The sequence below is a fragment of the Pseudomonas sp. genome (assembly GCF_036404235.1).
Classification (GTDB): Bacteria; Pseudomonadota; Gammaproteobacteria; order Pseudomonadales; family Pseudomonadaceae; genus Aquipseudomonas.
Genome location: NZ_DASWOT010000213.1, coordinates 1 through 14,666 on the forward strand (window position 1 = coordinate 1; position 14,666 = coordinate 14,666).

13 protein-coding genes are annotated in these 14,666 nt (G+C 56.1%); 3 read left to right on the forward strand and 10 right to left on the reverse strand.

The window, feature by feature from the left end:
* Nucleotides 1-68: 68 nt before the first annotated feature.
* From VGC62_RS26675 to VGC62_RS26685, 3 genes are read right to left on the reverse strand one after another with little or no spacing between them, the layout of a single operon-like run.
* The gene (locus tag VGC62_RS26675) at nt 69-851 is read right to left on the reverse strand and encodes a transcriptional regulator (protein WP_331190074.1); all 783 of its coding nucleotides are present in this window, start codon (nt 849-851) and stop codon (nt 69-71) included.
* Nucleotides 848-1,381, reverse strand: a complete 534-nt coding sequence (locus VGC62_RS26680; RefSeq protein ID WP_331190075.1) for an RNA polymerase sigma factor — start codon at nt 1,379-1,381, stop codon at nt 848-850. Before VGC62_RS26680 ends, VGC62_RS26675 begins: the two co-directional genes overlap by 4 nt.
* Nucleotides 1,382-1,417: 36 nt before the next feature.
* On the reverse strand, nt 1,418-1,969 hold the full coding sequence (locus VGC62_RS26685; protein WP_331190086.1) for a tetratricopeptide repeat protein: 552 nt from the start codon (nt 1,967-1,969) through the stop codon (nt 1,418-1,420).
* Between the two features lie 1,159 nt (nt 1,970-3,128).
* Here VGC62_RS26685 and VGC62_RS26690 point away from each other — a divergent pair.
* Entirely contained in the window at nt 3,129-4,451 is a 1,323-nt protein-coding gene (locus tag VGC62_RS26690) for an OprD family porin (protein ID WP_331190076.1), read from the forward strand.
* 99 nt (nt 4,452-4,550) lie between these two features.
* On the opposite strand, the gene VGC62_RS26695 is transcribed toward VGC62_RS26690, so the two are convergent.
* The 3 genes from VGC62_RS26695 to gcl form a co-directional block, all read right to left on the reverse strand.
* Nucleotides 4,551-5,453, reverse strand: a complete 903-nt coding sequence (locus VGC62_RS26695) for a 2-hydroxy-3-oxopropionate reductase (protein ID WP_331190077.1) — start codon at nt 5,451-5,453, stop codon at nt 4,551-4,553.
* Between the two features lie 253 nt (nt 5,454-5,706).
* Nucleotides 5,707-6,489: a hydroxypyruvate isomerase gene (gene hyi / locus VGC62_RS26700; RefSeq protein ID WP_331190078.1), complete on the reverse strand. Its 783-nt coding sequence runs from the start codon at nt 6,487-6,489 to the stop codon at nt 5,707-5,709.
* A 27-nt stretch (nt 6,490-6,516) separates the two neighbouring features.
* Entirely contained in the window at nt 6,517-8,292 is a 1,776-nt protein-coding gene (gene gcl / locus VGC62_RS26705; protein ID WP_331190079.1) for a glyoxylate carboligase, read from the reverse strand.
* Nucleotides 8,293-8,400: 108 nt separating this feature from the next.
* Between gcl and VGC62_RS26710 the strand changes: the two genes are divergently transcribed.
* A complete protein-coding gene (locus tag VGC62_RS26710; RefSeq protein WP_331190080.1) occupies nt 8,401-9,309 on the forward strand; it encodes a LysR family transcriptional regulator in 909 nt (302 codons plus the stop codon).
* A gap of 126 nt (nt 9,310-9,435) precedes the next feature.
* Here the strand turns inward: VGC62_RS26710 and VGC62_RS26715 are convergent, their stop codons facing one another.
* The 3 genes from VGC62_RS26715 to VGC62_RS26725 all read right to left on the reverse strand — a co-directional run bounded on the left by VGC62_RS26715 (nt 9,436) and on the right by VGC62_RS26725 (nt 12,995).
* On the reverse strand, nt 9,436-10,200 hold the full coding sequence (locus VGC62_RS26715; protein WP_331190081.1) for a 2-keto-4-pentenoate hydratase: 765 nt from the start codon (nt 10,198-10,200) through the stop codon (nt 9,436-9,438).
* A gap of 97 nt (nt 10,201-10,297) precedes the next feature.
* Nucleotides 10,298-11,611, reverse strand: a complete 1,314-nt coding sequence (locus tag VGC62_RS26720; protein WP_331190082.1) for an MFS transporter — start codon at nt 11,609-11,611, stop codon at nt 10,298-10,300.
* A 175-nt stretch (nt 11,612-11,786) separates the two neighbouring features.
* Nucleotides 11,787-12,995, reverse strand: coding sequence for a pyridoxal-phosphate-dependent aminotransferase family protein (locus tag VGC62_RS26725; RefSeq protein ID WP_331190083.1), 1,209 nt, complete (start codon nt 12,993-12,995; stop codon nt 11,787-11,789).
* Nucleotides 12,996-13,151: 156 nt separating this feature from the next.
* On the opposite strand from VGC62_RS26725, the gene VGC62_RS26730 reads away from it, so the two are divergent.
* Nucleotides 13,152-13,877, forward strand: coding sequence for a GntR family transcriptional regulator (locus VGC62_RS26730; RefSeq protein ID WP_331190084.1), 726 nt, complete (start codon nt 13,152-13,154; stop codon nt 13,875-13,877).
* Nucleotides 13,878-14,009: 132 nt separating this feature from the next.
* On the opposite strand, the gene VGC62_RS26735 is transcribed toward VGC62_RS26730, so the two are convergent.
* A complete protein-coding gene (locus tag VGC62_RS26735) occupies nt 14,010-14,291 on the reverse strand; it encodes a DUF2790 domain-containing protein (protein WP_331190085.1) in 282 nt (93 codons plus the stop codon).
* Nucleotides 14,292-14,666 lie beyond the last annotated feature (375 nt).

Sequence of the window (14,666 nt, forward strand, 5' to 3'; positions counted from 1 at the left end):
GCGACTGTTCGCAACACGGCTATGCATGCTACTAGACCAGAAAGCCGGCAGCGACTCCAGACAATAAACTAGGCCGGGAGTTTACGCTGGATGCTGCGCGCCATGATCTTCAAGTCCTCCAAGGGGTTGCGTCCGATCAACATGTACGCATGATCGATACTGGACCAGTACACCACGTTCATCCCTAGGCGCTGCTCGCTTGCCAGGCTGGTCGGACCTGATGTGGCAGCGGTAATGCACAAGGCCAACGGACCGTGGCGTGCGTCTAGGTATGTCAGTTGGCCGATGGGTACGCCGTCGTAGTCGAGTGTCTGCGCGCGTTTGAACTCGGCACCGGGCAAGGCAACTGTCTGCGGGTCTAAAGGCAACCCCAATTGCTGGCCGACCGAAGTCAGTTGTGCGCTGTGCGACGCGCCGTCCGGGGCAAGATTATCCAGTGTTTGCGGCGTGTAGAGCGCCATATATTGCGCCACCGAGGCGCGCCATCCTTGTCCGGCGACCGGCATGCGTGCAGCGATAAACAGGCGATCGGCCAACACCCCGGCTATCACCAGCCCAGCGGCGCGGGCGAGGAATGCACGCCGGCTCATCGAAAGCTGCGCCGGGCGCGGCAGGGTCTTGAGCATTTCCTGTAGCCGCTCAACCGGCGCCTGCTCAAGCAGTGGCTTGAATGCTGCCTTGAATGGCAGATCACTGCGGTGCAGATACGCCACGCGCTGGGCAATGTGTTCGTCGTGTTCAACCAGGACTTGGATTTGCCGTTGTTGCTCTGCGTCCAGTTCTCCGTCGAGCCAGGCCACCAGCATTTCATCCGAGATGGGGGGCGAGGGTGGTGCAGTGGTGCGATTCATCGCCGTTCTCCTTTCGACGTCTCTGACGTGGCGTTGGACGCGGCAGTTTCAGCGAGTTTCAGACGCGCAGCAGCCAGGCGGCTCATGACCGTACCGACCGGGATGTGCAGGATTTCTGCCATTTCACGGTAAGAAAGGCCTTCGACATAGGCCAGAAATACCGTTTCCCGCTGGGCATCAGGGAGCGCATTGACCCGTTTGATGACTTGCGCAGCCAGCACGTGATCCTGCGCCAGGCTTTCGCCATCAAATGACAATTCGCTTTCGGCGTCGACGAAACCCTGCCCCTGGCGCACGCGTTGTGATCTGACTTCGTTAAGCCAGATCGAATGCAGAATCGCTAGCAGCCAGCGGTCCAATCGTGTGCCGGGCACAAATTGCCCGGCACGTTCCAATGCGCGAACGCAAGTGGCCTGAACCAGATCGTCAGCCACATGCCGTTGACGGGACAGCACAAGGCCATAGCGCCACAAACGTGGCAACTGATGGCCCAGTTCGGCCCGGATCTCGGCGTCGTTGGCGATGGTCATCTTCTGCGTCGATTACCAACCCATGTCATGGATGCATCAAGTTTGCGGCGCCGCGGCGATGGCTTCGGCAAGATCCTGATATTCCTCGCACGTCCGGCTGCACAGCGACTCAATCGTCGCCAGTTGCTCCTGCGCAAGGTCCAGGCGGCCTTTGATCACGTAGGCTTCGCCCAGATACTCACGCACTTGCGCGTACCTGGGGTCCAGCGCTACGGACTTCAGGTAATAACCGATGCCTTCGTCGATACGCCCCAGTTTGCGGGTCGCGTAGCCGCGGTAATTCAGAGCCTTGGCGGTATTGGGATCTTGCAGCGTATCGAGCAGCGACAGCGCTTCCTCGTAACGCCCATCCTTGGCCAGGCGGTAAGCGTAGTCGGCGCGGTCAGCATCCGAGGTGGCTTTGCTCTGCTGGGTGACACATTTTTTGCTACTGCTGTCCCAGACCTGGCCTTTGGGGCAGTTCGGTGTGGGTGGCGCTGCTTCGTCACCTGAGGCATCGGCCTGGCCTGTCATCAGCGCAACGGCCAGACAGGCGCCGAAGAATAGCGCGGTACGGTATCCAACAACGGGGTTATCACGGGCTTTCATTTGCTGCCCCTTGCGCAGTGCTGTGGCTTTTTCAAGGTTGTCCCAGATATGCGCACTGGCAAACAGGAAAATCACCAGCGCTGTGGTCAACCAGTGAAAACCCCGAGCCAGTCGGTCGTAGCGCTCAGACGAAGTGGCAGTGAGGCCAGGCGAAACGTTCTTCATAGAGAAACCCTCGGTGTGATGTGCAGTGAACACCTAGGGCGGAACATTTATTCGAGGATCGAGCAATTTTTTTGGTGTGTGACCAAACGATTGTCTTGAGAAGCCTGATTATTATCAGCGCTCCATCGAACTTGAGTTCACTGGATTTCGGCAGGCACCTGTATAGCGAAGCCAAGGTGTCGGTGCTCGATGCTCGATGCCGCCTTCGGTGAATCGGCGTAGGGATTTGTGCGCCTGTCCTTCACGCTGGGCGAAGAACAACTGACGCGGGCCTGCAAAACCGGATCAAAGCGTTCGTCAAGACACTGAACTCGGCCCCCCAGGAAGGCCTAGAGCGTGGCTATTGTGTGATCGATTGATTTGGTATGGGCTGTGGTGGCGAAGTGTGTGGCAACAAACCCTCGGGACACTGGGTGAGGGCGGTCTTAATAATAAAATTATTCATGGGTTAATCACTTTTATTGATAGAAAGACAGTTCCCTTTGGTCGTAAGTTAACTGGATAGTGAATGGAAAGATGAAAAATAATTCATAAAAAAAGCCACCGAACCGAAGTGAGGTGGCTAAAAAGTCTTACCAAAGGAATGATGAAGTGGAGCAAGTGTCTGTCTGCCTGAAGCTGCGGAGTCATCAGGCAATGGATACGTGTTCTTTCATCGCCGACAACGGTATCACTGCATCGAAATTTTTAACTATTACAATAATCGATAGTGACTATCACGACTCATTGATCATAGCGCGACCTGGAAAATGCTAAAAGTTTGCGGGCAAGGGGAGCACACCCTGCACTTCGAAGCGGAGCAAACGCTTTGGACATTATAAAGAAATGGGCTCAAAGCCTGTAATTCTGCCGTGAGCGACTAATGCGGTATTGCTTTATTTAGCCCATCTGCCATAGCTCGTATTCCACCGTTTTTCTTATGCCTGATTCAGGGGATTCCTTGTTTCCCGAGCACTGCGAAAACGTTGGGCCTTAATTGAGACAGGGGATAACAATGACGTTTGTGAAATGGAACCTCGTGACCCTCGCGGTTTCTCTGGGCGTGAGTCAACTGGCGGCAGCAGGGGTCGTCGGTGATCAGTCCCAAGCCAAGGGTTTCGTCGAGGACAGCAGCCTCACCGTTCACCTCAAGAATTACTATTACAACCGCGACAACAAGAATACGAAGAACGACAGCAAGGACTGGACCCAGGCTGTCATGGGCACTTACACCTCCGGCTTCACTCAAGGAACCGTTGGTTTTGGTGTTGACGCTTACGGTTATGGGGCCCTCAAACTTGACGGCGGTGGCGGTACTACGGGCACCGGCAACCTGCCGATTGATCAGCATGGCAACCCGCAAGACGACTACGGTACTGCCGGTGGTGCAGTCAAAATGCGCATTTCCAAGACTGAGCTGCTGTACGGCAACCTGCAACCGCAAGCTCCGGTCTTTGCCGCTGGTGGCTCACGACTGTTCCCGCAAACCGCAACGGGCTTCAATTTGCTGAGCAGCGACATCGCCGGCCTTGAACTTGACGGTGGTCATTTTACAGGTGGCAATGGCCCGGCAACGACCAACAACGACCATGCGATCTGGGCAGCTTATGCCAACCAGCAAGCCAGTAGCATCGACTATGCCGGTGGTAAATATGCCGTCACCGATAATCTCTCGTTGAGTCTGTATGGGTCTGACCTGAAAGACATCTGGCGTCAGTACTACGGGAATGCGAACTATACATTGCCGCTGACTGACACTCAGTCGGTGAACCTCGACTTCAATATCTATCGCACCAATGACACGGGCGCGGCGAAGGCCGGTGATATCAACAACACGACATGGTCGTTGGCGGCTGCTTATTCGTTCCTGACCGCTCACACTATCACCCTGGCTTATCAAAAAGTTCATGGTGATACACCGTTTGACTATGTGGCGTTTGGTGATAACGCTTCGGGCGATGCCGGTGACTCGATCTTTCTCGCCAACTCCATTCAGTATTCTGACTTTAACGGACCTGGTGAGAGATCCTGGCAGGCCCGCTATGATCTGAACATGACGAGCTATGGTGCGCCGGGACTTAGCTTCATGGTTCGTTATGTCAATGGCGATGATATTGATGGCACTCACATGCCGTCCAATACCACATATAGCGGGTATGGTACAGACGGCAAACACCATGAAACTAACTTTGACGTTAAATACGTCGTGCAGAGCGGCCCTGCCAAAGACCTCGCATTGCGCATGCGCCAAGCGTGGCACACCGCAAACGGTGACCAGGCTGACGGTGATGCCAAAGAGTTTCGTCTGATAGCCGACTACCCAATCAATATTTTCTGATTCGATTTTTGGGTTAGAAAGTCGGTTGAACAAAGCCAGGTGCCTGAGAAGGGCGCCTGGCTTTTTGCCGTGTCACAGAGCAGCAAGCGCATGCACACATCAATCCGACGTGTGGTCCCCGCGAATCGAAAAGTTCGCCATGTGCTCCAGCCCTTTGATCAGCCCTGAGTGATCCCAGTCGCTACCGCCTAGAGCGGCGCAGGTGCTGAACACTTGCTGGGCGTTGGCGGTGTTGGGCAGATTCAGGTTCAACTCTTTGGCGCCTTGCAGGGCCAGGTTCAGATCCTTCTGGTGCAGCGAAATGCGAAAGCCTGGATTGAAGGTACCTTTGATCATCCGCTCGCCATGCACTTCCAGAATTTTCGACGAAGCAAAACCTCCCATCAGTGCTTCACGCACTTTGGCAGGATCGGCACCGTTTTTCGAAGCGAACAGCAATGCTTCGGCCACTGCCTGAATGTTCAAAGCGACGATGATCTGATTGGCGACCTTGGCTGTCTGGCCGTCGCCGTTGCCACCGACCCGGGTTATGTTCTTGCCTAGGGTCTGGAACAGCGGCAGGGCACGGTCGAAGCTGTCCTGACTGCCGCCGACCATGATGCTCAAGGTCGCAGCCTTGGCGCCGACTTCACCGCCGGACACCGGCGCGTCAAGATACTGTGCGCCGGTGGCGTTGATTTTTTCAGCGAAGCTCTTGGTGGCCGAGGGCGAGATCGAACTCATGTCGATCACCACGTTGCCTGCGCTGGTGCCTTGGCTGAGGCCATTCTCGCCGAACAGCACGTCCTCTACCTGAGGGGTGTCCGGCAGCATGACGATGATGAATTCTGCTTCCTGAGCCACTTCCCTGGGGTTGTTCAGGACGGTCGCGCCGCCGTCGACAAGTGAGGCGGGCGGAGCATTGAAGTGCTTGGACAGGAACAGTTGATGACCTGCTTTTTGCAGGTTTTTTGCCATGGGCAGCCCCATGATGCCGGTGCCAATGAATCCGATATTAGCCATGAGATGTGTCCTCGTTGTTATTGGGAATGAGTGTGCGGCGCGACGTCGCTGTAGATACGCTGTTCCCGGTCAAGCTTTCAGCAGGTGTTTTTCGCTGAAAAGCCTGGCCGTATCAAAAGGGCCAGAACCGGCTCCAACACGCCGTCATCGCAACTGCTTTAGAACGCACTGAGTGAACTTGTTGGTGAGGCGGCGTACCTGATACACCGCACCACAATCTCGCCAACACGTTGGCGCTTACAGGTTCGTGGAGCTAGATCACATTGTGGGTTTTCAGCCATCCAAGTCCGGCTTCAGTAGTGGTCAGCGGCTTGTACTCGCAACCCACCCAGCCCTGGTACCCCAACCGATCCAGGTGCCTGAACAGGAACGCATAATTGATCTCGCCAGTACCCGGCTCATGTCGCCCTGGATTGTCCGCCAACTGCACATGACCAATCGCTGGCAGGTTTTTCTCAAGGGTCCGCGCCAGATCGCCCTCCATGATTTGCATGTGGTAGATGTCGTATTGCAGCGACAGATTGCGACTGCCAACGTTCTCCCGGATCGCCAGTGCTTGTCGGGTGGTGTTGAGGTAAAAGCCCGGGATATCCAGGGTGTTGATCATCTCCATGACTAGCCCAATACCCTCGACCTCCAGTTTGTCGGCGGCGTATCTCAGGTTGTCGACGAAGGTCTTTTCGATCACGGCTTCTTCTATGCCCTCAGGCCTAATCCCCGCCAGACAATTGACCTGGGTGTTACCCAGCACCTTGGCGTAGGCGATGGCCAAATCAACGCCAGCACGAAACTCTTCGACACGATCCGGGTGGCAGGCAATCCCACGCTCGCCCTTGGCCCAATCGCCTGCGGGCAAATTGAACAGCACCTGAGTCAGACCGTTGGCTTCAAGCTGCTCCTTGATCTGCGCGCAGCTGAAGTCATAGGGAAACAAATATTCGACACCTTTGAAGCCTGCGTGGGACGCAGCTTCAAAGCGTTGCAAGAAGTCCAGTTCGGTAAACAGCATGGACAGGTTGGCGCATAAACGTGGCATAGCAGGCTCCTGTTTCTTGTCGGTTTATCAGTCCATCAGGCTGACGGCGGTGGGGGCGTCGGCGCGGCTTTCAGCCAGCGGTTCGAACTCATTGATCGCATTGATTTCCGTACCCATGGCGATGTTGGTCACGCGTTCGAGAATAATCTCGACGACCACGGGGACGCGATGCTGCTGCATCAAACGGGTGGCCTCGGCGAACGCCGCTTGGATGTGCGCAGGGTCGGTGACGCGAATCGCCTTGCAGCCCAGCCCTTCGGCAACCGCCACATGATCGACACCATAGCCGTCCAGTTCCGGTGCGTTGATATTGTCAAACGCCAGTTGCACGCAGTAATCAATGTCGAAATTGCGCTGCGCCTGACGAATCAGGCCCAGGTACGAGTTGTTGACCACCACATGCAGGTACGGCAGCTTGAACTGCGCGCCGACAGCCAATTCTTCGATCATGAACTGGAAGTCATAGTCACCCGACAACGCCACCACGTTACGGTCCGGGTCAGCCTTGACCACGCCCAGCGCTGCCGGAATGGTCCAGCCCAATGGCCCTGCCTGACCACAGTTGATCCAATGCCGTGGCTTGTACACATGCAGAAATTGCGCCCCGGCAATCTGCGACAAGCCGATGGTGCTGATGTAGCAGGTGTCCTTGCCGAAGTACCGGTTCATCTCTTCGTAAACCCGCTGTGGCTTGACCGGAATGTTGTCGAAGTGGGTCTTGCGCTGCATGGTGCGTTTGCGTTCCTGGCAACTGCTCAGCCAGGCGCCACGCTCTTTCAGCTTGCCGCCGGCGTGCCATTCGCGGGCGACTTCCAACAGCATGCTCAGGGCTGCGCCAGCGTCGGAAACAATGCCCAGGTCCGGCATCAACACGCGACCAATCTGCGTCGGCTCGATGTCGATGTGGATGAACTGGCGGCCTTCGCTGTACACGCAAACAGTACCGGTATGGCGGTTGGCCCAGCGGTTGCCGATGCCCAGCACCATGTCTGATTCGAGCATCGTCGCGTTGCCATAGCGATGGGATGTCTGCAAGCCAACCATGCCCGCCATTTGTGGATGGTCATCGGGAATCGCGCCCCAGCCCATGAGCGTCGGGATCACCGGAATACCTGTCAACTCGGCAAATTCCACCAGCACGTCCGATGCGTCGGCATTGATCACACCGCCACCGGCGACGATCAGCGGACGCTCGGAGGTGTTGAGCATGGCCAAGACTTTTTCGATCTGCTTGCGGCTGGCCTGAGGCTTGACCACCGGCAACGGCTCATACGTGTCGATATCGAACTCGATGTCCGCCATTTGCACGTCGAAGGGCAGGTCGATCAGTACCGGACCAGGACGACCGCTGCGCATCAACTGAAAGGCTTTTTGGAATACATACGGCACCTGGCCGGGTTCCATTACCGTGGTGGCCCATTTGGCAACCGGTGCGGCGATGCTGGCGATGTCCACCGCCTGGAAGTCTTCCTTGTGCAGACGCGCACGCGGCGCTTGCCCTGTAATGCACAGGATCGGAATCGAGTCGGCAGACGCCGAGTACAGGCCGGTGATCATGTCGGTTCCGGCAGGGCCGGAAGTGCCGATACACACGCCGATATTGCCAGCAATGGCACGTGTGTAGCCCTCGGCCATGTGCGAAGCGCCTTCAACGTGCCGCGCCAGCACATGATCAATGCCGCCGAGCTTTTTGAACGCTGCGTACAGTGGGTTGATGGCAGCGCCGGGAATACCGAAAGCGGTAGTGACCCCTTCGCGGCGCATCACCAGAACGGCGGCTTCGATGGCTCTCATGATGGTCATTTGTTAGTCTCCTGAATTCGGTATTTTTTGTATGTAAATAGACTGATTCGAATCACATTTTTTGTGAATGTCTGTTTTTATCGTTTCTATCGGTATCAGGAGTATCGAATGGATCGCTACACAGAGTTGCGCAGCTACGTCCTTGTCGCGACCCGTGGCAGTTTTGCCGCGGCGGCGTTGGTGGAGGGCGTGACGCCGGTGATCATGGGCCGACGGCTCAGTGCGCTGGAGGATCGCCTGGGGGTCAAGTTGATCCACCGCTCGACTCGGGGTTTGAGGTTGACCGACCTGGGGGAGTCGTATCTGGAAAACGCCAGGGCAGTACTGCATTCCTTTGAAGAACTCGACGCCAGCATCAGCGAGAACGAAAGCAGCGTGCGCGGGCACTTGGTGGTCTCAGCCCCGGCAGGTTTCGGTCGGCATCATGTCGCACCGCACGCGCCAGAATTCCAGGCGCGTTTTCCCGACTTGCAACTGTCGTTCAACCTGACCGATAGCGTCGTCGATCTGGTGCAGGACGGTTATGACATGAGCATCAGGATCGGCGAAGTGCTCGATCCCAACTACGTCGCGATCAAGCTATTTGCCAACAAGCGCGTGGTCTGTGGTGCGCCGTCTTACTTTGACGCCCATGGTTGTCCGCAAACCCTGGAAGACCTCGCCAGTCACAATTGCCTGGCGTTCAACTTGCAGGGCGGACAGCATCGGGGCTGGACGTTCCAGCGCGACGGCAAACAGGTCGCGATCAAGGTTGGCGGCAACCTGTACTGCAACGATGGCGAATTGTTGTTCGACTGGGCCAAGCGCGGTTTGGGCCTGAGCTGGCGCTCGTGGTGGGAGATTCAAAGCGAGATGCAGAACGGCACGCTGCTAACCGTGCTGGATGACTTTGCGTTGCCCAGCTACGACATTCAGGCGGTGTACCCGCAGCAGCATTACCTGCCGGCGAAAGTGCGGTTTTTCATTGCGTTTTTGAAAGAGGTGTACAACCGACCTGGGTATTGGAGTGGGTCATGATTGCAACCCAGCATTTGCTTGTACGTCTTGTGGCGCACCAGTTATCTGTAGAAGCGAACGTGTTCGCGAGGTGTGTGACTCGAAAACAGCTCGCCAACACGTTGGCCCCTACAGAAAGTCCGTCGATCAAACGAGCTCGACGGATATCGGCGGCAACCCTCTGATTTCGCCCAGCGCCAGACCAGGCCCCTTGGTCAGGTACATGCCGGTGTAAGAGCCGGTCGTGATAATGATCTCCGGCGTCAGCGTCTTGCCCTGGGTGGTGTAGTGATTGACCAGCCATGGCAATAACCGCCGAGGATCGCCCGCCGGATTGGCTCCGTCACCGGGCACGATGTCTTCGTCGGCATAGGTAAAGGTCAGGGCCGGTTCGATAAACGGGAAATCCGCATCGTAATCAATGAACTCGCCGACGATCAGCGCGCCATGATTGAGCAAGTCGCCCAATGCCAGCAACGGGTCTATCTTCGGCCAGGCGGCAAACCGGCTGGACACCACCTCAATGGTGGCGCCCATGGAGCCGATGCTGCTCAGCACTTCCTCATCGGAGTATGGCCGGTCACGCGGGGTGAATTCGCGATTGAGCCTGAAGGCAATTTCCAGCTCCAGAATCGGCGAGGGGTATTCGACGTACTCCAACTGACTACCGCTGGCGAGCAAACCGTCGTCCGGTAGCAGAGAGCCCTGAATGGGGCCAGTCGGTGATTTGGAACCGACTTTCCAGCCGCCAATTGGCGTGTCGCGTAAACGCAGGATTTCCTGTTGCAGGGCATAAGCGCCTGCCGCATCGGCGGGCACATACTCGGGACGGATCTCGGTGATTTTCTGACCCTGACGCATGGCATCGACGATTAATTCGGCGACATTCGCTTGGTGAGAGGTTTGATTCACTCGGGACTTCCTTCAGTCAATTGAATGGAAAACGCAGCAGCGAGCGGGGTGCAGCGCCAGACCGCCAAATCACAGTGCTACGCGACCACTGTAACCGTCATTTGACGATAGCAGCAGGGGCAGCATGCGCCGCCGCGCCGTTTGTCGCTACCCCGAAAGGCTCGACGCTGAGCGTTTCGAACTTGTTTTCTGGCTTCATACGCAGTGCCAGTACCACACCGATTGCCATTAACAACATGCTGCCGGCAAATGGCAAATCCCAACTGCCAAAGCGATCGATCAAATAGCCTGAGACCACTGGCGACAGAATCGCCGCCGCTGCGGAGCCAGTGCTCATGATCCCGCTGGCGGTGCCGCTGAACTCTGGCGCGATGTCCATCGGGATCGCCCACATCGGGCCGATGGTCATTTCTGCGAAAAAGAAGCCGCCTGCCAGACACACCATCGATACGTAAGCGTTGTGGCCAAACATCACCGGCAGCAAGCACAGCAGGGTGAGAAACATGCAGATCGAGACCATCCAGGTACGCGAGCGCTTGAGGCATTTGGTCTTGACCAGCAAACGGTCAGTGACCAGGCCGCCCAGGGTGTCGCCGATCACGCCCGCGAAGAACACGGCCGAGGCGAAGATGGCTGACTTTTTCAGGTCCATGTTGTAGCTGTGCAGGAAGTATTGCGGAATCCATGACAGAAACAGCCACAGCGTCCAGCCGTAACAGAAATAAACGATGGTCACGGGCATCATGCGTTTGAACAGCGCCTTCCACGGCACTTTCGGTGCCTTGCCTTTTTGCGCCGGCAGCAGCGCCAGTTCTGCCTGGGTGATGTGTGGATGGTCCTTGGGGTGTTCAGTGAATACCAACGCCCAAAGCACGACCCACACCAGGCTGATCGCGCCGCAGACGAAAAATGCGATGCGCCAGTTGTAAGCCGCCATGATCGCCACCACAGCCGCCGGTGCCACGGCATTGCCGATACGCGCTGCCGAGTGGGTGATGCCTTGGGCGAAACCGCGTTTCTCCTTGGGGACCCAGCGCGACATGGCGGCGGTCGCAGCAGGGAAGGTCGCGCCTTCGCCCAGTCCGAGTAATAAACGTGCCGCCAACAGCGAAAACAAGCCGCCAGCAAAACCGGTCAACACGGTGGCCACGCCCCACAGTGCGCCGCACACGATCAGCGTGCGACGTGCGCCGTACTTGTCGCTGATCCAGCCACCGATGACCTGAAACACCAGATACGGGTAAGCAAAAGCTGAGAACACCAGGCCGATTTGCGTGTTGGAGAGCCCGAATTCGGCACCAAAGCCAGAGGCTGCGGTGCTGACGTTGACCCGGTCCAGGTAAGTGATGAAGTACATGACGCAGAGCATGAGCAATACCATGCTCGTGGGGCGCAGACGGAACAGTTTCATGACGCTATCTCCAGTTTCTTATTGTTCGCGCCGATGAGCGCGTGAGTCGGGATAGTTCGGTGATCTGTATTGAAAGCAAGCGGTCCCTGTAGGAGCCAACGTGGTGGCGAGAGCGTGAAGCGATGTGCCAGGTACGCCACCTCGCGAATGAATTCGCGCCTACAGAGAGGGTTATTTATCGCTGCAAGGGCACCTTCTGTGAGCCGATGACATCCATCGCCGCCGCGACACCACTGCCGTCGAGCTTGACGCCAGCCATTTGCAGGCCCATCTCGCAACCGGCGAGCGTCGCCATCAGGGTCAAATCGTTGCAGTCGCCCAAATGACCGATGCGGAACATGCGGCCTTTCATTTTGCCCAAGCCAGTGCCGAGCGACATGTCAAATCGCTCGTAAATCACTTTGCGTACCTGGTCGGCATCGACGCCCTCTGGGGTCATGACACCGGTCAGCACCGGGCTATAAACGGCAGGGTCGGCGCACTGGATCGGCAATCCCCAGGCGGTGACGGCGCTTCGACAGGCCTTGGCCAGTCGGTTATGCCGGGCGAACACGTTATCGAGTCCTTCGCCAAGGATCATGTCCAGCGCCTCGGACAAGCCGTACAACAGGTTGGTGCTTGGGGTATACGGCCAGTAGCCGGTTTTGTTCATTTCAATGATGTCATCCCACGCCCAAAAACTGCGCGGCAGCTTTGCTGATTTACTCGCTTCAATGGCTTTCGGCGAAACCGCGTTGAAACTGATTCCAGGTGGCAGCATCAAGCCTTTTTGCGAGCCGGAGACAGTGACATCCACCCCCCATTCATCGTGTCGATAATCCGCTGACGCCAGACCCGAGATGGTATCGACCAATAACAGGGCAGGGTGGTTGGCAGCATCGATAGCTTTGCGAACAGCGGCGATGTCCGACGTTACACCGGTGCTGGTTTCGTTATGGACCACGCACACGGCCTTGATCGAGTGGCTTGAATCGGTGCGCAGGCGTTCTTCGATTTTTCTGGCATCTACGCCGTAGCGCCAACCTTCAACGCCCGGTAGCCCAAGGAACTCAGGCTGAATACCTAAGCTTTCGGCCATTTTCTTCCACAGCGTGGCGAAGTGCCCGGTTTCGAACATCAGTACGTTGTCACCGGCGCTGAGTGTGTTGCACAGCGCCGCTTCCCATGCCCCCGTGCCGGACGCCGGGTAGATCACCACCGGTTGCGTGGTCTTGAAGATTTTCTTGATATCAGCCAGCACCTTCAGCCCCAGTTCGGCAAATTCAGGGCCGCGATGATCGATAGTGGGGTAGCTCATGGCGCGAAGAATGCGGTCGGGGACGGGACTTGGGCCGGGAATCTGGAGGAAATGACGACCCGCCGGGTGGAAATCGAGCTTGATCATAGCGCTGCCTCTTGTTTTTGTATTTTGAATGCAAAATACATTAGCACTTGATTTGAGCGCGTCAATACGAAATAAAAAAAGGCGAAAAGCCATACTTTTAGCTGGTCAAGCTGATTTTTTGTCTTAGTATCCTTCGCATCACCGTGAGGATTTTGTATGCAAGATTCAGATATCTCACCACCAAAGGATGGTGTGAAGATGCTGCCGAAAGTTGAACGGCAACGACTGCATGACATTGTCGTAGAGCACCTGCGCAGCTTCATCATCGAGGGCACATTGGGACCTGGGACCAAGCTCAACGAGCGTGAGTTGTGCGAAACATTGGGTATTTCCCGCACGCCGTTGCGTGAGGCGCTCAAGGTTTTAGCTTCAGAAGGACTGATTGAAATTAATCCGAATCGCGGCGCCAGCGTGGCGCGGATGTCGGAATTGGACATCCGCGAAGCCTTTGAACTGATGAGCGGTCTGGAAGGGTTCGCCGGCGAGTTGGCCTGTGAGCGCATCACCGCCGAGGAACTGGACGAGATCAAAGCGCTGCATTACGCGATGGTGGTCTGCAAGAATCAGAACGACTTGCCGGGCTATTACCAGCGCAACCGCGCGATCCACGACATGATCAATCTGGCGGCGCGTAACTCAGCACTGCGCCAGACGTATCTGGCACTTAACTGGCGCTTGCAGGCGCTACGTTTTCGCTCTAATTACCAATTGCCGAAATGGGAGCGGGCGGTTCACGATCATGAACAGATGATCCAAGCCCTAGAAGCGCGTGATGGCAAGCGCCTGAGTGCGATTCTTCGCCATCATCTGCTGGAGAAGCGCGATGCATTGATGTTGATGGTGGGACAGGACGATGAGCATCCGTCATCTATCCGCCGTTAAAACTCACTAAACAGGTCACGCCCTTGCAGAAAATGAAGCCGCCAACAGGCATAAAAAAACCGCTGCGATGAGAGCAGCGGTTTTTATGTGATCCAAATGCCTGCGTACTTGAATGCCTGAGTACGCTGAGCATTAACCATTCTGGCAACCATCACCCATACGGGTGTATTCGAGGTTGTGAGTCGCGCCTTTGCTGTCGACATAGATCATGTGAGCTGCAACCACACCACACACGTTGGCAGTATCGTTGGCGCTGGTCATGCTGATGACTTTGGCGATGTCCAGTTTTTGCGAGTAATCGTATTCAACGGCTTGAGGGACTGCCTGAGCCTCATCAGTAGCACCGTTGACGTTTTCGTTCGCCGAAGCGAAAACGCTAAACAACGACAAAGCGGCGAACATTAGGTATTTCATGGTGGATCTCCAGAAGAATTAAGTAGTTGTTAAGCAAAGCGCCTTTGGTTTTGCTTATGGCTGCTAGTGTGTGACCTGTTTAATTATTTAAGAAATGGCAACTGTTGATACACGCCATCATGAAAAGTGATATGGCACGATGCGTTGTCGATTGTTCGTTTTCTGGTAAAAGACCGTTGCAGGTATAGGATGGCGATTTAAAAAACCGCCGATAGTTCACGTATATTTTGATGTGACATCGAGTAGGAGGCGGATTTACATCCGCCGTCCTCTCACACCACCGTACGTACGGATCCGTATACGGCGGTTCAGGTCAGGCGGCTAAGCCGGTTTATCGTATCCAGTATTGAAACCAGCCCAAGTCCGTCCCAGAGT